Origin of the sequence: Halarcobacter anaerophilus (assembly GCF_006459125.1) — a bacterium.
Classification (GTDB): Bacteria; Campylobacterota; Campylobacteria; order Campylobacterales; family Arcobacteraceae; genus Halarcobacter; species Halarcobacter anaerophilus.
On sequence record NZ_CP041070.1, the window covers coordinates 2,454,560 to 2,475,857 of the forward strand.

Sequence of the window (21,298 nt, forward strand, 5' to 3'; positions counted from 1 at the left end):
ACTTAAAGGTTTTATATGTCTGATTTAACAAAAATAGGTGTAATCGGTGCAGGAAATGTTGGAGCTGCTATTGTAAATGCCCTTGTTTTAAGAAATATAGGAAAAGAGATTATATTTTTTAACAGAGATTTAAATAAAGCAATAGGTGAAGCTATGGATATCGATGATACTATCCCTTTAGTTTCAGAGATGCAAATCAAAGCAACAAATACTTATAAAGACTTAAGTTCTTGCAAAATTATAGCTATAACAGTCGGTGCCAGACAAAAAGAAAACGAAACTAGATTAGAACTTTTAGGAAGAAATGCAAAAATAATAGAAGATGTCGTAAAAAATCTTGATATTTACGCTCCAAAAGCTATTTTGCTTATGGTTTCAAATCCTGTTGATATTTTAACAAGAGTAGCTCAAGAAATAAGTACAAGAGAAAATAATAAAATTTTTGCTTCCGGAACTGTTTTAGATACTTCAAGATTAAAATTTCAATTAGGAAAAGAGTTAAATGTAAATAGAAAGAATGTTCATGTTCATGTTGTAGGAGAACATGGAGACAGCGAATTTGCCGTTTGGTCAAATGCAATTATAGGTTCAATAAAACTTGAAAAATTTCCTTTAAACAAAAATACGAATTTGGAAAAATTAAAAACCAAAATTATGGATATCGTAAAAAAAAGAGCTTATGAAATAATCCAAAGAAAAGGTTATACAAATTTTGGAGTTGCAATGGCAGTTGCAAAACTAATTCAATGTGTAATAAGAGACGAGAAAAAAATATTTTCAGTTTCAGTTGAAGCAAATAAAGAATACAACTTAATAAAAGATACCGTTTTAAGTCTTCCTTGCGTAATAGGGAATGAAGGAATAGAACTTAAACTAAGTTTATCTTTTGACAAACAAGAAGAAGAAAAACTAAAAGCCGCCGCAAAAAATCTTGATTTTGCTTATTCTCAAATAAAAAATTAGAGAAAGCAGTAATTAAACTGCTTTCTCTCTTTGTAAAAATTTTTCAATTTTTTATATATCTTTATATTTTAATATATAGTTTTATATAACTCTATATATTTATATAAAAAAAGTTTAATATAGTTTTGATATAATAATCATCTATAAAATATAATATTATATAAAAATATATAGAAAAAAGTAGGTAAAGCCATGTCATACGTAGTTTATAGTATCAAAGGAGGTGTTGGCAAAACAACACTATCTGTACAAATATCACAGATGTTGGATTTCACATATGTAACAAACGATTCTCACTCCTCTGCACACAATCTAATGCCCGAAGAGAAAGGATTTTTAGTTTCTAAAGAAGAGTATAATGAAATACCGTATGATGAAAATGTAGTTTATGATTTCGGTGGATTTAAAGATACAAGAATAAATGATATCGTAAAACAAGCACAAAAAATAATCATCCCAACTCTTACTTCAATAGTCGATTTACAAGCTACCCTTGCAACATTAAAAGATGTTATTGAGATAAACAAAAATATTCTGATTGTAGTAAACAGAGCAAAAAACAACAATAAAGCAAATGAATTAAAAGAGTACCTCAAAGAAGAGATAAGTAAAGAGTATAAAGATATAAATATTCCTATAATATTTGTAAGAGAATCTTCTGTTTTGGAAGACTCTTTGTTTGATTGTGAATATATAGAAACAAAAGCGGGAAATAACAGATTTAAAAGGCATATATATAGAAATGCCATTGAAGATATGCAAAACTTAAAAAAAGAGCTGGAACTTTAAAATGAGTTATGCAGACAAACTAAAGAAAAACTCTTCAAAAATAAAAACCCATGAAAAAGTCTTAGATGAAAAAGCCATACCTAAAAAAAGAATGGGAAGACCAAAAAAAGCAAAAGAAGAAGTAAGAAATACGGCAATACCCGTAGCACTTAGTCAAAATGAAAAAGAGTGGATTGAAAAACAAGCTAAAAATATGTCAAAAGAGATAGGAGTAAAAATCACAACATCAGCATGGATGAGAATGACACTTTTAAAAAATATGCCAAACTAATAAAATATGATAATCTATCAGTCCTCTTGGACCGGTAGATTAATTAGTTTTTTGGAAGTAGTTTTACTGGAACGATTTGGAACTAAAAGTATTAATTTTATCCCCATTAAATAGATACTTTAAAAGAATTATTAATATATTTACCTGAAAAATTACCTGAAAAGAAATTTATAAAATGCAATATAATTCTCTTTTTAAAATTTTAAATTCTAATTCACTTAAAATACTTAAAGATGAAATATATGCACATCTAATTATTTCGTCTTTGATATTTAAAAAATTATCGTCATTTTTATCAACTAAAAGTTTAATCATTTCCAACTGTGTAACTTCTTTACCTCTTTTGGTGAGTAATGCATCAATTGAATTAAAGCACATATCTACATCAGTTGAAGAAAAGTTTTTGACATACTTTCCTATCTGTTTTCTAATTTTTTTACAAATTTCAGCATGCATCATATCAAGATCATACAGTAACTCAAATTTTAATATTTCACCAGTTTCAAAAAATTCTTCTAGATCTTCTTTTGCCAAATATTTATCCAAAAGTTTAATAATAGGTCTATCTTCTTTTTTCCATTTATAATATGTCCCTTCAGAAGTAGAAAATAGTTTTGCCATTGTTTCTTTAAATGTCACTTCAAACCCTTTAGTTCATAATGTATACTTTATTGATAACTGATTATAACTGAGTATATATAAAAGACTTATTAAGTTTTTGTTAAGTATTATATAGATACTATTTTGCTGATAAAGTATCAAAAAGTATATAATAAATACTTTTTGATACTTTAAATTGATTCTAATTATTTTCAACCATTAGAATTAATGAAAAATAAAAGGATTAAGATGAAAGAAAAATATTACACAAAATCAGACCTTACTAGAGGAATTGACGGATTACCAGTTTTTTCTAAAATAACTTTGAAAAATGCAAGACAACAAAAAAAAATTAAATACACAAAAGTAGGTAGAGACTGCGTGTATAGAAGAGACTGGGTTTTAGAATATTTAAAAAATAATGAACAAGGGATAGAAAATGAGTGCAAATGACAGATTTTTACAAATTGAAGAAGTAGCAAAAATTATGGGTATAGGAAAGACAAAAGCAAATGAATTAGTAGATGATACTGATTTTATAAAACCAATTATAATTGATGGTTTTGCACGTAGGTTATTTTCTCACCTTGAACTACAAGAATGGATGAAAGCCCGAAGAGAGGATAGAAATAAAAATAAGGATACTTTGAAATGAACAAAAAAAATAAAAAAATTGAATTAGCAGATTTTACAACAATTAAACATCACCCACGTGTAAAATATAATTTGTCTAACAACGATTACTGTATTGCAAATGCAATATACCACTTATCAAATAATCCTGAAAGCAAATTTAAGGGTTGGTATTATGGAAAAGTTGAAACACTTGGACAAATGTTTAATTTTGGGAGAAGTGCCACTTATGAATCAATTAAAAAGCTTATAGAAAAAAATCTAGTTGAGAAAGATCCTGAAAGTAATTTTTTAAAAACTACTAATATCTGGTGGGATGAATTTGTTAATTTTGAAATTGGACAGCTGTCCGGAAAGTGAACTGTAATCCAGAAAGCAAATTGTAATAATCCGGAAAGCGTATTATAGTCATCCGGAATCCGGACACATATAAATATATTATATAACAATATCCATATAGAAGAAGAGGAAGAAGAAATGAGTACTAATGAAAATCAAAAGATTGAATTATTTGAAGAATTTTATGAATGGCTAAAAACTGATGGATTAAAACCTAAAAAAAGTGAAAGACTTCATAAAAGAAAAATCTTTGCATCACTTCTAGCAAGTGATAAAATGACAATTGACAATTTTAATGACTTCTTAAAAGATAGGAATAGCACAGCATACATAAAACAAGTAAAAGAAGATGAGATTACTTTAATTGGCGAATTAATTGGAAAAAAAATCAAATATAAATCAGCTGAATATGAAATTAAAAATATGGAATTCTTAGAGAACGAATTTTTAATAATTACAGAAAAAATTAAAATGAAAATTCCATATGAGAAGTTTGAAGAAATTAAAAAAGAAATAATTATATGAACATGGAGAATAATTATGAATAACTTAGCAGATTTTCTTTTTCTAAGACAAAATGAATTAGAAAAGATAAAAACAAAAAGCCAAAAAGCATATCTTATGATTGAAAATAAAAGTTTTGTTTTAAAATTATTGGAAGATGAGACATCTATTAAAAACCAGGTTCAAAAATTTAATGACAAAGTAAAAAAAGAAAAATTATCAAGCGTAACTTATATTAAATATTTAAATTTGTATTTCAATGATGCATATTTAGAATATCAGAACAAAAATTCTTTTATGAAATACCAATTTCATGCTATTGCAATGATTGTAAATGAGGATAAAAATATAAAAGAAGTTTATGAATACATGATAAAAAAAGGAAAGCTTCGACACTCTCCAAATAGCAATATTTATTGTAATTTTGAATATTTTAATAAAAATATGAAAAAGTTAATTAGTGAATTAAAAGTAACTAAAAAAGGTGCATAAAATAGAACTTGGTTGCAGCCAAGTTCTATAAAAAGCAAACGATTAAAATAGAGTATATAACCGCATAACAACAAATTATACTCTATTTTTCTTAAATTAGAAATATGAAAGGAAAATAGAAATGAAACCTATACTAAAAAAGATAATGCATGATGATTTTTATGTAAAAATCATTGAATTAACTGCATTTTCTCAAGAAATAAAAGTGCCACTCAACAGAGCAGATATTTACCATATGCGTGATTATGGGCTTGTTACTAAAAAAATTAATAACTACCAGACTATTAACTATGAGAATTTATGCCAATCAATGGAAATAGCACAAAATGCACATGAATATAAACCCACAAAATGGACGAAAACTGCTTTAAAAAGATTTAGAAGATGGGTGAAAGTATTCAGATTACAAAGAGAACTTTCAGATTTTGAAACTGATGAAAAAGTTGAGAAGATTCTAAATATAAAAAAGAAAACAGTTAAAAGAAGAATAACTTTTCAAGTTGCTTTAGAAAAATTTAGGAAAGCCAATAAAATAGGCGATTTGGAGCAATTAAATTTTGATGATTTTATGTTTTTTTTAGAAGACAATCATTTTATTTTAGATGAGTACACATTCCTTAAAACATTAAATAATGATGATTAAACTCCTTTTAATATTTAATTCATAGCATAAAAACAAAAGGCAAAAAAATGAAAACAAAAATTTTAATATCACTACTTACTGCATATACTTTTACAAGTACAGCAACAGCAAATGGATGGCCAAGATTGGCTAAATCTGACTTTCCGATTAGTTGTAAAACAAAAACAATTTCTCTCAATTTTGAAGATGTCGAAAATCTAAAAAAGGTTAATAGTCAAATAGTGTATCTATCAGAAATATACTATTCAAAGAAATCAAATGAAGAAACTAAAAAAAGAGTCCTTGAACGTTTAAAGTTTTTTACTTTTTTAACATCTGATAAACATGGTGAATATTTCCAAGTTTGCGTCAAATAAAGGAATTAATATGTATAAAAATAGAATACAATTTTTACCGTTTTTTTTAAAGAAAAACGAAGAGTTTAAGGAAAAAGATTTATCGAAGATTACATTTTTTAATTTCGATAAAATTTTTCAAAAAGACAAGAAGAAAAAAAGTATGTTTCACCTACTAAGCTCTTCTTTTTGGCTAAGTTATATTTTTATAATGAGATATCTTCCAGCTATTTTCTTGTTATTGTTTACAAGTTATTTACAATTGTTTTGGAAGTTCACTGATGTTGATTATTTTGCAGGAGCAATAGCAATTATATTAGCTTTTTTATTTCTGCTTTTTTTCTCTAAATTGAATAAATCAAAACAAAATCTTGTTTTATTGATTGCTTTACTCTTATCAGTACCGGCATATCAACTTGATATTAGATATCATATTTTTGATATTTCAAGATTTTTTTCATCCCTTTTTATAAATTTTAGTTTTTTCTATTTATTATTTTGGTTAATTAAAGACATGATGATTGATACTAATTTTATGAGATACTATCGAATAATTGGCAATAAGAGTGGTTTTTTTATATTTAAACCTAGAACAATACCACTTAAGCCAGTGAAAAAGCTTTTTGTTCTGATTATATTTTTATTTTTTACAATACTTTCATATCAATATCTCATGATAGGCATTAAAGTTGTAGAAAATAAAAATCAAGCATTAATTATTCTAAAAGGCCTTAGTGATGGGGAAAAGTAACATTATTTTAAGGTTTTTCATTTTCTTTATAATGTTGTTCGCAAGTGCGAACGCTTATAATCCAGCAGAAAATGTAGAGGATAATTGGGAAAGTACTTATTCCACTGCATTGGTAGATCAGCGTGTAAATAACCCAAAAATTGATACTGAAGTTGAGGAATATGGTGCAAATGATGATAGTTATAGAAAAAGATGGGAAGATAATCGTGCTGGAAAGGTTAGGGAAAAAGAAACTTGGTTCGTAGATGTTGAGTTTTTAGGTTGTAGCGAACCCCGTGACTATGTATGTCCACCCCTAAAAGATATGTTTTTAAATCAAGGGTATAGAAGTAGAATAAATTATATTGATTTAAAAAATGGAAAGATTTCTTGTTCAGTTTTACCTCCTTTAGATGAGAATCAGTTTCTAACAACAAGAAGTGAAACATCTTTATATACAAATGTTTATGAAAATAAAGGTTGTATTGAGAAATATTCAACTTCATCAAATGTTGATACTAGTGAGGAAGTAGAAAATTTAAAAAAAGAGAATGAAGATTTTATAGAAAGTTTAAATCAGCAAGAATATAAATACACAGTTGATTATAAAAAAAGTGGAGATGAAGAATTTTTAGATTTTGCGGATATACTTGACAATTTAGTAACCTTTAATCCAAATATTTTTGATTTAGAAAGCACTTTATTAACTAGAGATTTAAAAACTATGCCAGGTTATACCACTTTGCCTAATGAAACTATAATCACAAAACTTGAGCAGCAATTGAAAAGTTTTACTGATATTATAAGTGGTAATGGTTTTAGCTCTGATAGATTTTTTGAAGAAGCTGATAAACAAGCTAAGATTAGAGACTTATCTAATGTTGCTGCAAATTCATCTTTTTTGATGTTACTTGATTATTATATTAAAGCAAATGATGCAATGGTTTTATTAGCACAAAGTCTAGCATTTATATTTATTGTTTATAATGGTATTTTCACATGGATAATACCTACACTTACAAATAAAATGCAAAAAAAAGATAGTGGAGAAAATTCACCACAAAGGGGCTTATTTGGTATTATTGCACTTATAATGCTTTTTGCAGGTGACATTGAAAGATTTGATATTCAGTATGAGAGTAAAACAGATGGAACAATAAAATCTGAGTTAGTATTACAACAAACAAATATTCAAGCAGCTATACAGTTTTTAGCAAGTGAGACTAATTACTGGGCTGATTATTTTGCAGAAATAGGAATTAGATCTGCATTATCAGGACTAAGTGAGTCTACAGGCTTTTTAACTGGAAATCAAGTACAAGCTTTAGCTACAGAGAGAATGATCTTAAAAAAAGAGAAAGAAGCTTTATCTAGAATTGAAACAGATATGTGCTATGCAAATTATGATGTTAAACTTATTAAAGATAAGTTAGCTGAGTATAGAACAAAAACATTAAATGAAAACACTGATACAGAAACTTCTATAAATGTTGCTGGATTTATTTCAGTTCCATTTTTTTCTACGTCTGTTTCTGAATTAAAACAAAATCCATTTCCAAAAACAGAGCGTGAAGCTAATGCAATGCTATTTTATTCTAAGGATAAAAAAAAGCTAAATACAAGTCCATATAATCCTAATTATGGAAGTATCGATAGTGGTGTGGTAAAATTCAATGAAAAAGATAAATTTAGGACGGGATATTATAGTCCTTTAAGTTTAAGTGGTTGTTATAATAACAATAAAAAAATGACTGCAAATGATCAAAGACTCAGAGAAATTGAAACTCAATTTGAACAATTCAGTAGTATTTCTCAAAAAAATGCAAAAGCAGAATATCTAAGAGTAATTAGTGAGATTCAATGGGGTTTATTTGCAAAGCAAGGATATATGGCAATGGCATATGTTCCAGTTACACAGATGCTAGTTGAAAATTTGGGTATTGTAGGAGATTTAAAATCTCAACAAGATGCTTTAGAAGAAGCAACAGGCTCGAGTGAGGGAGTTGCAAATGATATAATGGTTGGTACTATACAAGGGATTGCTGAAGATATTCCATTTCTTGCAATTATGGGTGGATATAATATCGCAAGGGTTATTCATCCAATAAAAGAGTTTTTAATTGATGGTTTCGTAAATGGAATTGATACATTAGGGAATTTTTTAGGACCAATTGGAAAAGGCATGACTTTTGCTTTAACAAGCTTCCTTGATATAAAAAACGCTATTCCTTTTGGTGAAGATGAAAACCAAATTGATATTTTTGATTTAAAAATAGCTGCATTTTTAATTAAAAATCTATTTACAACTTTAATTACTGTTACGCTAGTAACTGGCTCAGTGTTATTGTTTACATTACTTGTTATAGAAAAACTATTTGCTTTTATTTCAAGTATGTTCTTGCTTATTTATGCTTTTGCTAAAAATCAAGAAGAGAGAATGAGTACTGCATTTGCTAAAATTATTGCAGTTTATGCAAAGACTATTTTAATTGTCGTGTGTATCTTTTTAAGTATGTATAGTTTAAATCTAGTTAATACTTTGGAAATGTTGTTTATTGAGTCGTTTTTTAAATCTATGGATATGATTGAAAATGCTAGTTGGGATTATGCTTACAAAGAGTTAAATTTAAAATTAGCTTTTAATCTGATAATATTATTTTTTAAGAAATATATCTTTTTTGGTGTTTCAAAATTTGCGTTTATGGTTTTAAAGCTTGTTTTAGTTGTACAAATGATTTGGAAAATGCCAGGATATATGTATGAATTAATTTATGAAAAGGTTCATAGTGTAAGTGATAGTGTAAGTGAAACACTACAAAATGCTAATGAAGCACAAACAATGAGAGTTTAAAACTCTTATTGTTTTTTTGTGTAAAACTAAATGTAATATGTAATAATTGGGGAAATAGTTAAAATTCCAAATAAAAACAAAAAAACTCTTGTTTTTCTTGGTAGTTTTTTATTAAAACTTGTAAGAAAAACTAGACACATTGGAATAGCAACAATAAAATATGCATACTCTAGATCACTAAAAAATACTATAGTTACACCTAAAAGTATTACAAAAACCCAAATTGCACTTGATATTAGATTTTTTGCAGATTCTTTTTCAACCATTGTCATTTCATTTTTATTCATAGTTTTCCTTTTTTATATATTTCTCATACCAATCATATGAGTAAAAAATTTCTAAATTTTCTTCCTTATCTAAAGATTTTAAAAATTCATCATTAGGATATTTTTCAATCAGTTCATCATGTATCTTCTGCACGAAATTATTGTGTTTTTCAATTTCACTAGGAAGTGGAATATAAGGCTCAAAATTGGTAATACCTTTAGTTCTTAACTCTTTAAGATTATCATCACTTATATAATCAATAGGTGTAAATGTCTCTTCACTACCAGTTCTTACTTTTTTTGAATGTAGCTCATTCATTACTTTTTTATAATTATAAATTTGTCTCACTTCTATACTTTCTAAACTAAAATTTGTTTTATTTTTACCCAAGAGCCATTACCACTTTCATTAAAGTAGCCCAGTGGATTGCAAATACATTTAACATGATGTTCTATATATTCAAGTTCTTCATGAGTATGACCAAATATCCAATATTTCATATTCCCATTTTTTAAATATTTCTCTCCATCAAAACAAAAAAAGGAGCTTGAAGGATTGTTTTGAAATTTTATACTTATATTATCTTTTTTTGCAGATGGATTTACATGAGTAATCATGACATCACAATCTTTATAAACTGCTTCTATCTTAGGCTTTTCAATTTCAAATATATCATCAAAATTTTCAATTTCAAATATAAATTTTGCATCTGGAGTACAGTTAGACCACATAGCATTTGTAGATTTTTTAGTAAAATCTCCATTAGAGTAGTTTACTCTTAAAAAGCCATCATTATACCAACTATCACATCCACCAAATCTAACCCCATCTATTTCAATAACATTTCCATTTAAACAATACATACCCTCTTTTGAGTTAATTAATTCTCTCATATTGTCAACTCTTTCAAAAGAGTCTTTGAATAGTTTTTTGTTTGTTTTGCCCATTAAGTAATAATCATGGTTGCCAAGAACACAAATTATATTTTTATAATGCTCTTTTAAAATCTTTAATATTTTTATATTTTGTTCATTATCATGACCTAAATCACCTGCAATAATTAATACATCACCAAGATTTTTAAAATCAATAATTTGGCTATAAAATTTGATTACATCATCTTTTTTATATTTATTAAAAAAATAATTGTCAAAATGAACATCACTTAAAATATCAATTTTCATCTATAAAAGAATCCCTTCATTTCCACTTAGCTCATTTGTGTAAACTTGTCTTAAATCATCTTCAGTAACTTCTAATATTTCTCCTGTAGCAGGGTCAATTTTTTCTAGTTTAAAACCTTGTACATATAAAGATTCATACCCCTCAACATTTATTATCGAACTGCATTCTTTAGGTTGATTATAAAATTTTTTGTATTTGATAAAGCCCTCTTCAAAACTATCTTTACTCATTAATTATATCCCATTTCATTATATTTATTGTAAAACCTTTCTCTTGATCTTAACCTTAAATCTTTTAGACTTATAATAAGATAACTAGCACTCTTTTCACATATTTTAAATAATTCACCATCTATTAATCTATAAATATGAGCTTTATTATCTATATCTGAATTATTATGGATAATAAGTGAATAATTTTTGATAAATGCCTTTTCTTTAACTAATAAGCTTAATTTTTCAATATTCATTTCAATATCTTTATAATTATTATCAAAAGAATATATATTTTTTTCAAGTATTTTTTGTGAATCACCAATTCCTCTATCTTTAATATATGCACATTTTAAATATTTGGGTTTATATCTTTCAATTGTACCATCGATAAGTTCAATTGTTATTGGCTCTTCTTTTTTATTGTCCTTTTTAACATCAATCTTTTCTTTACGTACAACTACTTCATTTGAAGAAATTTCATTTGGCATTTCTATATTTTTATCACTATAATTTTTCTTTGCTAATACATAATCACTTTCTACTTGATTTAGTCTTTTTTCATTTCTTTGAATCCAGTTGTAAAGATTTGAATATGAAGTTTCATATTGATATTCTTCCTTTAAAAATTCCAATATTTTTAAGATTGGTATTTTTTCTAATCGCAGATAAAAAATATCATCTTTATATTTCTCTAAATTTGATACTCTTTTTTTTTGATTTTTATATTTTAAGCTAAACTCTTCTGCTTTTTTTGAAAATTTCATATTATAGCCTCTATATCATACAAATTATATTTAATTATATTATTAAATATCTTATAATTATCTTATTGGTTTATGTAATTATCTCATTTATTTTTATATTTATCTATATTTATCTTATAATTATCTTATGATTAAGTATTTGATATTAATAATATTTAAAAAAATCTATTATAATTTTTTCATCTAAAAGCCTATAGTTTTAAATCAACATTTTGAAAGCGAGTCAGCCATTTGTAATACAATTTATGCCGAAGGCAAAATATGTTTACAAACCGAATTAAAAAATATTCATTTCATTCAATTTTATTAATATCTTGGCAGACTCGCCTCATTTCACGCACTTCATTTGTTCCATATCGGATGACATTCCAATCATTCACATTCGTTCATATCTTTTCATTATTATGTGATATAATTTTAGTAACAATAAGTTAAAGTAATTGTTTCCGATATGTGAACACCCTCTTTTTTTGTTCTGAATTTATATTCCTCTATTACTTTTTAAATGATTACATTTTTTATCAAACTTAATAAATATATTAAAAAAATAATACATTAAAAACTTATATATGTTAAATCTTATTCAAATTGATTTAGAACTGAACCACTTCAAAGAAATCTAAATATGTTGCTGATGAAGCAAGTATTCCTGCCGTAGAGTTTGATTAATTAATACTATGTTCACAATAGTGAACATAACTAAGCTCTTTTATTTTTAATACTAAGACCAAAATGTATAAAAGGTAGAATTTAAATGAAGCGTTCGCATCTGCGAACACTCCTTTTATAATTTAATTGAATAATCAATATAGTTGCCATAAAAATTATCTTTATAAAAAACTTGAATCTACTATTTCATTATTCACTATTAGTACATTTGTTTTAGTACTATTAATCTTTTGTAATAATATATTTGACTTATCTAACTCTTCTTTATTTCTAAAGCTAAATAAACAATTTTCAAATTTTGTATTCTTAAAAGTTACATTAATAAAAATCACATCTTCAATTTTACAATTTTTAAAGGTACTATCTGCAAAGGTACTATCTACGAAAGTAACCCTATCAAAAATTTCTTCTTTTAAATTCAACTTTAACCTATTAATTCTTTCATATCTCTCTTTATCAGAAAAATCTTTATTTTTTAGAAATTTCTTATAAAATTCTTGATTTTCTAATTCTTTAATTTTTTCGAAATACTTCTTATCATCTAATCCAAATGTATTTGAATTAAATCTTGTAGAGACAACAGTTCCTCCAAAAATAAAAAAATTTTCATATTCATTATTATTAAACTCACTATAAATTATATTTGTTGAATAAAAATTCACTAATCCAAAATTGATGTATTGGAATTTGCTATTAATTATATTAGTTTTATTGAAATTACTATTCAGAACTTTAGAATCATCTCTTCTTTTTCCTAACATATAATAGTCAGAATATTCACCAATTATATTTATTTGATCTAAAAAAGAATCATTGAAATTTACAAAATTAAAATAGGTATTATAAAACCTATTATTAATTAAAATAGCTTTATTAAATTCCACGCTATTGAAGTCTGTATTGGAAAATACTGAATTTCCCAATTTAATTCGACTTAATACTATTCTTCTTATGTCTCTATTATTTACATATAATCCTTTTGCATCTTTTGCATAATCTCCATCATGAATAAGAGGATTCATCGGTGTTAAATCAATATCATTAATATATTTAAGAGGAAATAGTTTTTGAGAATATGTATATTTTGAATCTTTTCCACTAGTTCCTTTCAAGTTCTGTATTTCTATAGGGCTAAGAATCTCAAAAGCTGCATAAATTACAAAGAAAACCATCAAAAAGTATTGAGGAATAAAAGTTAATGCATTTGAATAAATACGAAAAGATAAAATAATATTAACTATTCCGATAATAAGTATAAAAAACAATGGTACTATTGGATATGAAGAAATAAAACATACTTGAATTAATAAAATAATTGGTAAAAACATAAGAATTTGAAAAAAAGTAAGAAGTCTGAAACTTAAATTATTTGAATTACGTTTACTATATAAAGAAATATGATTAAAACTGAATGGATTCAGATATAGTAATTTTTCCTGAATTTTTTTAGACTTAAAAGAATATTTAGTGAATGAATATACCTTTATATAATGTCCCAATAAACTTTCAACAACAAAAATATGTGCAAACACAACCAATATTGAAGTATATAAAGTGAATTCATATGTAGTTAATGAAATATCAAAAGTAAAAAATTTAAACCCTGTATTAACAAAAATATCTTTTGCAGAAATACTTGCAATAGTTACTATACAGAACAATAAAAAAGTTATATAAGTATTTAACAAAATCTGACTTTTATTAGATGAATTGTTTAGAGAGTTTAAAAGAAGCTCATGTTCTATATCAGAGAGGGAAGTAATTTTTATATATTTACGTCTAAAAAACCGGAGTATTTTCCGTGAATACTTCAATGGCAATAATTTTATAATACCTCTAACATATCCCTTATTAGTAAGAAAATAATTTCGCCAAAACTTATTAAGAATACCTATAAAAAAGAGAATCAAGGACCATAATTTTTTTAATTTATTTATCATAATGTTTTATTAATCAAGGAGAGGATGTGATAACTATTTAGTTACCACATATCCTTAATTATGCCCTCCCCAATTTTATTTCAAGAAGAGATATTAGTTCATCTCTCATTACAATCTTAGAGAAACTAGGTAAATGTAATGCATCCTCTATACTATGAACATCAGATATATATTTCATACCATGTTTGTTCATGAAAACTTCTATAAAGTAAAGCACTTCATACCCTTCATCTTTATCAATTCTAATTTTATCTTGTATACCAGTATACTCACCATCTCCCTTGTCTCGATTCCATATATACTTATATTTGTCTTTTTGTAAGTTTGATCTTTTAACTACTACGGCCATAACATCATCCTAAATTATTATCTCTATGAGGATCAGGGTTACTAACAGGTGTCTTAATATCATTAATTACACGAATATGATAATTACTATAATTGCCTTTTTCTATTTGATTAACAAATTGACTTCTTGTCATATTTGCACCTGAATAATTGTCATGAAACATTGTATTTCTTCCAGTACTACTTTCACTAATTGTACTTACTTTTTTTCTTGCCATTTTATTTCCTTAAAAATGTTACAAAATGGATAAAAAAATATGGTTAATACCTATAAAATTAAATTTTATTGATATTTAATATACAAAAAACTATAATCACTTTGAAACCTTATAGAGAATTGTATTATCTTATTTTAATACCATTTATTTATATTTTGAATAACAAATAACCTGATTGCCGTCAGGTTATACATAAAGCCCGTTATATAATCAAAAAATATTTATTTCCATCGCACTCCTTATAATTAATTTATTATTACTTTAAACACTTATTCAAATTCAATTTCTTCTTCCGCAATATTATAAATATCAACTCTTGTATCAACATCAATTCTATTAACTAGCCATCCCCTAAGCATGGCATTCCTAATAAATTCTTCTATTCTATTAATTCCATTAATTTCTTTAAGAGTTATTACAATACCAAACTTTAGCCCCTCTCCAAATTTTTCTTCAAGTCTTTCTTTTGTTTTAAGACTTATTCCCCATAAAGCATTTTCATATGCTTTCTTATCACGATTTCTTCCAGTTGAAACTTCTCTTAGATGTTTTACATTATCCCATTTTCTAAAAAATTTACGTGCATCCTCTTCCCATGTATAATGATCATAAGCATGGGTTTGATAATTATTATCTATTGTTTTAATAGTTCTACCATTTAATCTCCCAAAAGAAATATCTAATTCTGTATTAGTATAGTCAACACCTTGATTTCTTGAGCATGCAGGGAAATAACATAATGTAGCTTTTGCAATAAAAGGGTGTTTCTCATTGGATACAGGAATAGGAATATTGTAATTATAAGTATTATATAGTTCTGATGTTCCTTGAATTATAAATTGTATTTCATCATTTGCACAATATACAATATCTTCTATTCTTTTCGGAACAATACCATGACCAACTAACGCTGGATCATTTTGTTCCACACTCCATCCTGTTGCAGAATTTATAAGTAATGCTTTTGCAATATTTCTATTTAAACCTAAAACATTTACTAAATAAGCTAACTTTCTTGAAATCCAAGGTGCTGCAAAGGAAGTTCCTTTAACAAGTGCTTCTCCTGTTGGAGTACAAACCTTCATAGGATTTCTAGAATCACCTCCATAATAACTAATATCAGGTTTTATAAAAAAAGATAATACAGGACCCTTTCGACTATAAGAAGATGGGTTTCCATTAGAATCTACTGAATTAACGACAATTGAGTTAATTGAATCAGCAGGAGCACCTATTGGCCTAGTTTCAATTTCTCCTGAAGATAGGTTTGTTCCTGCGATTACAAATATAACATCATTTTCGTATTGAATTTTGTCTAAAATTGCAGCTTCAGGAGAGATAAAATTAGAGTGTACACTAAGTTTTGATCCTAAAGATAAATTCCAAACTTTTATATCTCTATTTTGAGCTACTATTTCACTAATATTTCGTAATATTGTAAATGAATTAAAACTATTACCACTAGCTACAGCAAAGTGTTTTACTTTAAAATTACCACAACCATCATCTAAATGAGGATTAAAAGTTGGACCATCTACAATTATAGAAGAAACTGCCGTACCATGTTCGAAATCTCTTCCTGTTGTAGGAATATCAGTATGTAACATATTTGTATATTCTACCCATTCTGAAAAATATACACTATCATCAAATAAGGTATCAATTACGCCTATAGTAGGTTCATTTTCCGGTGGTCTTATAGTTAATACTTCATCATCAAAAAACTCAAAATCATCTCTTGTTATTTCAGATAGATTAGTTACAGCCATTGAAATTAAAAATGGAGCTCTTGTTTTTAAAATTTCTAATTCATCAGGTTGTAATAATATAGTTGTTTCATCCATTATACGATTAGATAAAATATTAATACCTAACCTATTTAATAGTTCTGTAGTATTTACATTAGTTTTATATATAGTAATAATGGCATCATTAATAGTTTCATCTATCGAATCTAGTACATCAAATCTATCAACAAAGTAAGCATCTATAATTACTAAAAGAAAATTAGTTTTAGCAATTGTAGAATGAGAATATGAAATTACACCACTATTTATCTGTTTAATAGTTTCATGATCTATTTCACCATTAAACTGTGAGTTTAATATATTTATACAGTTTTTCAAACGCGAAATAGATTCATTTAAAATTCCAAGTGACACATAATGTGTTATTATGTGCTTTGGAGAAGTATCAGGTGAAAACTTTGCACCTACTATTGTACTATTAGGACTGATTGAACTATTTCCTAAAAGTGCTCGAAGTCTATTACTCTTAGCAGCAATTTTATTATAATGCGCAGTAATTAAAGCTCCTGGTAATAAATCTTGATTTCGCCAATAGCTTTGCAATTCATTTAAATTCACTAATAAATTTTCTAGTCTTGATACTTCTACAGATTTACCTGCAGGTAAATTTGGTGCTCCTGGTCTATTTGGACTTGTAGCTTGTTCAAATCTTCCTTTTAATTGTAATAAATTATTCAATAGACTTACTCCCTTAATTCTCTAGATACTTGACTTTTTGAGATACCTGTTAAAATTTCTATTTCTCTAACTGTAAATCCTTTAGCATTCAAATATTTTGGATTCATATTTTCTTCATTCTTATGTATACTTATATACAATTTTTTTAAATAATCATACTCATTACTTGAGTCACTAAAAGCTATAGAAGTCTTAATAAAATTTTTTAACTCACCAGGATATGGAATCACATCCAAAGAATTAAGTATCTTTTTAAATAACCTGACATTTTTTCCAGCAAATTTAAATTTTAATAGCAATTCATTTAAAATAGATTCTCCTACTTCAATTAAATCTTCTTTTGTATAATTACTAAAGTCGATTATTGCATCAAATCTTCTGAGTAATGCTTTATCAAATGATTTATATAAATTTGTAGTTGCAATTAAAATAATATTATCATCTAGCGTATCTAATCCTTTTAGAACTGAAGATGTTGCTCTTCCCATTTCTCTCAAATCATTAGAATTAATTCTATCAATTGCAATAGCATCTATTTCATCAAATAATACAATCACTTTATTGGGATTAGATACAGAACAAATTTCATTAAAAAGAGATGCTATATTTTTAGAAGTTTGACCTAACTTACTGTCAATTACAGAATCGAAATCTACTATAAATAATTCCCTTTCAAGTATTCTTGCAATTTGTTTTGCTGACTCAGTTTTTCCAGTGCCAGGAGGTCCTTCAAATAGAAATTTATTTACACCCGCATTATGACCTATTGCATTTATAATGCCAACTATGTTATCTTTAATTGAATTTGGCAATGGCAATGGATTACTTGATGTTTCAACTCGTTTAACAAATTTTTTTTCATTTGAATCAATTTGAGGAGAAAATGTATTTGCATCTGATAATAAAGCCATAATATATTCTGAAAGTTGATAATCATCATTTTTATCAAAATATTTTGCAATTTCATATGCTTCATTTCTAAATGCTGAATCATTCTTTTCAGCATAATATTTTATTAAGTTTAATATATTCTTTTTTTTCATTTTATCCTCTTTTCGTATTATAACCAACTTGGGACATAAAGTCAATAGTTGGGACAATATTTTTAAAACTTTCTTTAAAAGTTAATTCTTTTTGTTTTCTAACAAGTATTAACTGAAACTTTTATTATTTATAAATTTTACCTTGATTTATTGCTCCTTATTTCATATAAAATTTTAAAAATAAACTTCATTAACTTCATCAATTACATTTTAATTAAAAATTTGCTAAAATTTTTTTGGTTATTTAGATTTCCAGACCGCTCTAAACATAATGTATGGCTAAAATCTATTTTTAAAACCTAAGCCCTTGTTATTAATATAGTAATTCGGAGCAAAACTAGAGCATTGTAACTTTTATTATTAAAGATGAATTACTTATATAATAAGGAAATACTTATGCCTACTACATTACATACAAACGTGTCAAATATCAAATCAGTTGCTAAAAATTTAGCTAAAAATCTAGAAAAAATGGATTTTAAACTTTCTCATTCTGCTTCATTAAATTTAGCTGCTAAATCTTTAGGTTATGAGAATTATAATACATATAAAGCTTTAGAAAATTCAAAATCATCAACATTTGGTTTTCTTAACAGTATGAGTCTTGAAGATTTAGATAAAGAACATGAAGAGAAATACCCATCTATTGATTATAATTTCGTCTACGTAGAATCAATTAAAAATTTTGATATTTTAATTCATATGGAATTAGCTGCGGGAGAAGAAAATTATTATATTCTTGTCAGAATGAAAAAAAACTTAACTAAAAGAGTCCTTTTCTCTCCAACTTATAATACTTGTTCTTTTTTTGTTTATCCTGATGTAAAAAAAGCTACAAGTGATTATCATATTGAGTTTAATATTAACTCTATGACTGATTTTTTAGATACATTATCTCACATTAGTTGGAAAGGTTGGTATAATACAGATATACATATAGATTTTGTTCAACTAATGCATAGTGTTATAATTAACAAAACTTTTCTAAGAAATTATTCAAATAAATATACACAAGAAGATTTAGAAAAAATTTATAAGAAAAATAAAGAAGAAAATTAATATTAAAGAATAAAGATAGATTATTATTTTTTATCTTGATTGGAAGTGTTAGAAATTTTGTATCAGTCTGATAGAATTTATTCTAAAGGATTGAACAATGAATCAAACACTTGATTTAACAGATACCCTTGAACAAATTAAGTTGGTGAAATAGATGGTAAGGATGGAGTTTTAACTCCCCTTATCAAACAACTTACTGAAGCTACATTACAATCAGAACTTGAATCTCATCTAACTTCTTAGATAAATTAAAACAGCAAGAATGGGCAATCGAAAAGTAGTATTGAAGAATTTGAACTTATGACTTAAAAAGTGATTTTTATTGTTCAAATATTCCTAAGGGTTTGAGAGAATCTATTAATCCAACTTCTTGAATACTTTGGGGAACACGAAAAACTCATTTTAATATTTTGTGTTCCCAAAATAAGAGGGTGAGGAATAGCCTGTCAAAAATTTTTGTTCTATTTTCTGTTGTCAGATAAAGTTAACTTTGAATAAATATATTTTAACTTAGTCTTATTAAAATTGTTAGTTAATGTAATGTTTTAAATTTATTATAGTATTATTATATTTTATAAGGGTATTAATGATTAAAAAAATTGTTTATTTCTTTTTAATTTATGCATTTTTTGGGTTTATAATATTTGTATTTACTAATTTTCTTATGGACAAAGAATTAGGAAACTTAATTTTTATTTTTGAATTTGCTTTAGCAATTTATTTTTCTATATGGCTATTTAAAAATATTAAGAATAAAAAAATCAAGTTTTCTCTTTGTGGAGTGAAATCTTATATAGCTTTTTTAACTATATCTGGCATTTTTATTGTTTTGTTGCATGGAGTAATAGTTTATCCTACATCATTTTATATTCATAAGATAATTTCAAAAGATGATGTTAAAGAATTTATAGTTATTAGGAAAAATGTTATTCGTAATCAAGGTAGCTTTTTATGTCCTGTACAATTGGAGTTAGAGAATAATAACTTAAGTTTTTTATATTGTTCTACAATAGATTTCTATAATAATGTTAAAACTGGAGAAAAAGTATCTTTAAATATTGAAGAATCTTTTTTAGGAATCAGTATTAAAGATAAGTTTTTTGATTGATAAGTAATATAATATGTAGATTAAACTTATAATAGTGTTCTATAAACACTAACTAATACATAAAAGTAAGTCATAAAAACAAGTTCCAAAATCTGTAATATTTGGCACAAATTAGGTTAAGTTTACCTATGCCAAAATTTTAGGAACTATCTGTTGCTGACACAAAACTCTGAGCAGTCTCTCTTGATTCATTTTTGGCAAGAATTTTAGTTATAATTATTTTAATTAAAAATAAAAGTGCAATTATTAAAATTAATACTTGTATTGTTTTCTCTTTCTTTAATTGAGTCTGGTTTTCTAATTTTTTTATAACCTCTGTTCTTTTTCTTATAGTTACTCTTTTTAGTTAACCATTTTTCAAATTCTTTTATTTTTGGTCTCCTTTTAGTAATTTTTTCATTATTTTCTAACCATTCAATAGCTTCATCAATAAGTTTTTCATTGTCATTTGCCATTCTATCTAAAAGGATAATCTCACTTAAACTAATTGCTCTCACTCTTTCATAATCATTTTTAATATACTTTTTAATTTTTTCAGATACATCAAGAATTTTAAGTTTATCTGCAAATGTAGAAATTTTATTGTTTGTAACTTTCAAAATTAGTTCTGCAAATTGTTTTGACGCATAATGCTCTTTTATGTCAAAAGATGATTTACTTTTAATAATTTCTTCATACTCTTCTTTTGATGGATTATTGATATTCCTCAAAATTGAGTTTTCTCTCTTAATAACATTTGTTGCTCTGTGAATTTTTCTTTTAGTAAATTCTATAGATTCATGTTCTAAAGTATTCATTAAATAAATTGTATATTCTAATATTTCATCATATATATTTTTTTTCATA

At 25.8% G+C, this 21,298-nt stretch carries 26 protein-coding genes; 14 read left to right on the top strand and 12 right to left on the bottom strand.

The window, feature by feature from the left end; all coding sequences use genetic code 11:
* The first annotated feature begins 15 nt into the window (after positions 1–15).
* The 3 genes from AANAER_RS12245 (at position 16) to AANAER_RS12255 (ending at position 2,023) form a co-directional block, all read left to right on the top strand.
* The gene (locus AANAER_RS12245) at positions 16–963 is read left to right on the top strand and encodes an L-lactate dehydrogenase (RefSeq protein ID WP_129082141.1); all 948 of its coding nucleotides are present in this window, start codon (positions 16–18) and stop codon (positions 961–963) included.
* Between the two features lie 192 nt (positions 964–1,155).
* On the top strand, positions 1,156–1,752 hold the full coding sequence (locus AANAER_RS12250) for a nucleotide-binding protein (protein ID WP_129082142.1): 597 nt from the start codon (positions 1,156–1,158) through the stop codon (positions 1,750–1,752).
* A 1-nt stretch (position 1,753) separates the two neighbouring features.
* Positions 1,754–2,023, top strand: a complete 270-nt coding sequence (locus tag AANAER_RS12255) for a hypothetical protein (protein ID WP_129082143.1) — start codon at positions 1,754–1,756, stop codon at positions 2,021–2,023.
* 168 nt (positions 2,024–2,191) lie between these two features.
* Here the strand turns inward: AANAER_RS12255 and AANAER_RS12260 are convergent, their stop codons facing one another.
* The gene (locus AANAER_RS12260) at positions 2,192–2,662 is read right to left on the bottom strand and encodes a hypothetical protein (protein ID WP_129082144.1); all 471 of its coding nucleotides are present in this window, start codon (positions 2,660–2,662) and stop codon (positions 2,192–2,194) included.
* Positions 2,663–2,872: 210 nt separating this feature from the next.
* On the opposite strand from AANAER_RS12260, the gene AANAER_RS12265 reads away from it, so the two are divergent.
* From AANAER_RS12265 to AANAER_RS12305, 9 genes are all read left to right on the top strand, one after another.
* On the top strand, positions 2,873–3,076 hold the full coding sequence (locus AANAER_RS12265; RefSeq protein WP_129082145.1) for a hypothetical protein: 204 nt from the start codon (positions 2,873–2,875) through the stop codon (positions 3,074–3,076).
* A complete protein-coding gene (locus tag AANAER_RS12270) occupies positions 3,063–3,278 on the top strand; it encodes a helix-turn-helix transcriptional regulator (protein WP_129082146.1) in 216 nt (71 codons plus the stop codon). The genes AANAER_RS12265 and AANAER_RS12270 overlap by 14 nt, the downstream gene beginning before the upstream one ends.
* A complete protein-coding gene (locus AANAER_RS12275; protein WP_129082147.1) occupies positions 3,275–3,616 on the top strand; it encodes a hypothetical protein in 342 nt (113 codons plus the stop codon). The genes AANAER_RS12270 and AANAER_RS12275 overlap by 4 nt, the downstream gene beginning before the upstream one ends.
* Before the next feature lie 117 nt (positions 3,617–3,733).
* The gene (locus AANAER_RS12280; protein WP_129082148.1) at positions 3,734–4,120 is read left to right on the top strand and encodes a hypothetical protein; all 387 of its coding nucleotides are present in this window, start codon (positions 3,734–3,736) and stop codon (positions 4,118–4,120) included.
* A gap of 15 nt (positions 4,121–4,135) precedes the next feature.
* Positions 4,136–4,591, top strand: coding sequence for a hypothetical protein (locus AANAER_RS12285; RefSeq protein WP_129082149.1), 456 nt, complete (start codon positions 4,136–4,138; stop codon positions 4,589–4,591).
* A 121-nt stretch (positions 4,592–4,712) separates the two neighbouring features.
* Positions 4,713–5,234 carry a hypothetical protein gene (locus tag AANAER_RS12290; protein ID WP_129082150.1) on the top strand — a complete coding sequence of 174 codons (522 nt, stop codon included), beginning with the start codon at positions 4,713–4,715 and terminating at the stop codon, positions 5,232–5,234.
* A 47-nt stretch (positions 5,235–5,281) separates the two neighbouring features.
* A complete protein-coding gene (locus AANAER_RS12295) occupies positions 5,282–5,590 on the top strand; it encodes a hypothetical protein (RefSeq protein ID WP_129082151.1) in 309 nt (102 codons plus the stop codon).
* Between the two features lie 10 nt (positions 5,591–5,600).
* Complete coding sequence (locus AANAER_RS12300; protein WP_129082152.1) at positions 5,601–6,320, top strand: hypothetical protein; 720 nt, start codon at positions 5,601–5,603, stop codon at positions 6,318–6,320.
* Positions 6,307–9,150, top strand: coding sequence for a hypothetical protein (locus tag AANAER_RS12305; RefSeq protein ID WP_129082153.1), 2,844 nt, complete (start codon positions 6,307–6,309; stop codon positions 9,148–9,150). The genes AANAER_RS12300 and AANAER_RS12305 overlap by 14 nt, the downstream gene beginning before the upstream one ends.
* Positions 9,151–9,176: 26 nt before the next feature.
* Here AANAER_RS12305 and AANAER_RS12310 read toward each other — a convergent pair whose 3' ends face one another.
* The 10 genes from AANAER_RS12310 to AANAER_RS12355 form a co-directional block, all read right to left on the bottom strand.
* On the bottom strand, positions 9,177–9,437 hold the full coding sequence (locus AANAER_RS12310) for a hypothetical protein (protein ID WP_129082154.1): 261 nt from the start codon (positions 9,435–9,437) through the stop codon (positions 9,177–9,179).
* Positions 9,430–9,735, bottom strand: coding sequence for a hypothetical protein (locus tag AANAER_RS12315; RefSeq protein ID WP_140544112.1), 306 nt, complete (start codon positions 9,733–9,735; stop codon positions 9,430–9,432). Before AANAER_RS12315 ends, AANAER_RS12310 begins: the two co-directional genes overlap by 8 nt.
* 41 nt (positions 9,736–9,776) lie before the next feature.
* Positions 9,777–10,601 (bottom strand): metallophosphoesterase family protein, encoded by an 825-nt coding sequence (locus AANAER_RS12320; protein ID WP_129082156.1) that lies wholly within the window; start codon positions 10,599–10,601, stop codon positions 9,777–9,779.
* A complete protein-coding gene (locus AANAER_RS12325; RefSeq protein WP_129082157.1) occupies positions 10,602–10,832 on the bottom strand; it encodes a hypothetical protein in 231 nt (76 codons plus the stop codon).
* A complete protein-coding gene (locus AANAER_RS12330; RefSeq protein ID WP_129082158.1) occupies positions 10,832–11,581 on the bottom strand; it encodes a hypothetical protein in 750 nt (249 codons plus the stop codon). The genes AANAER_RS12325 and AANAER_RS12330 overlap by 1 nt, the downstream gene beginning before the upstream one ends.
* Positions 11,582–12,411: 830 nt before the next feature.
* The gene (locus AANAER_RS12335; RefSeq protein ID WP_129082159.1) at positions 12,412–14,190 is read right to left on the bottom strand and encodes a hypothetical protein; all 1,779 of its coding nucleotides are present in this window, start codon (positions 14,188–14,190) and stop codon (positions 12,412–12,414) included.
* Positions 14,191–14,248: 58 nt separating this feature from the next.
* Positions 14,249–14,539, bottom strand: a complete 291-nt coding sequence (locus AANAER_RS12340) for a hypothetical protein (protein WP_129082160.1) — start codon at positions 14,537–14,539, stop codon at positions 14,249–14,251.
* Positions 14,540–14,543: 4 nt separating this feature from the next.
* The gene (locus AANAER_RS12345; RefSeq protein ID WP_129082161.1) at positions 14,544–14,756 is read right to left on the bottom strand and encodes a hypothetical protein; all 213 of its coding nucleotides are present in this window, start codon (positions 14,754–14,756) and stop codon (positions 14,544–14,546) included.
* Positions 14,757–15,025: 269 nt separating this feature from the next.
* Positions 15,026–17,242, bottom strand: coding sequence for a S8 family peptidase (locus tag AANAER_RS12350; protein ID WP_129082162.1), 2,217 nt, complete (start codon positions 17,240–17,242; stop codon positions 15,026–15,028).
* A 5-nt stretch (positions 17,243–17,247) separates the two neighbouring features.
* Positions 17,248–18,285: an ATP-binding protein gene (locus AANAER_RS12355; RefSeq protein ID WP_129082163.1), complete on the bottom strand. Its 1,038-nt coding sequence runs from the start codon at positions 18,283–18,285 to the stop codon at positions 17,248–17,250.
* A gap of 396 nt (positions 18,286–18,681) precedes the next feature.
* On the opposite strand from AANAER_RS12355, the gene AANAER_RS12360 reads away from it, so the two are divergent.
* A complete protein-coding gene (locus tag AANAER_RS12360; protein ID WP_129082164.1) occupies positions 18,682–19,344 on the top strand; it encodes a glyoxalase superfamily protein in 663 nt (220 codons plus the stop codon).
* Positions 19,345–19,930: 586 nt separating this feature from the next.
* Complete coding sequence (locus AANAER_RS12365; RefSeq protein ID WP_129082165.1) at positions 19,931–20,452, top strand: hypothetical protein; 522 nt, start codon at positions 19,931–19,933, stop codon at positions 20,450–20,452.
* A gap of 221 nt (positions 20,453–20,673) precedes the next feature.
* On the opposite strand, the gene AANAER_RS12370 is transcribed toward AANAER_RS12365, so the two are convergent.
* Complete coding sequence (locus tag AANAER_RS12370) at positions 20,674–21,297, bottom strand: hypothetical protein (RefSeq protein ID WP_129082166.1); 624 nt, start codon at positions 21,295–21,297, stop codon at positions 20,674–20,676.
* Position 21,298 lies beyond the last annotated feature (1 nt).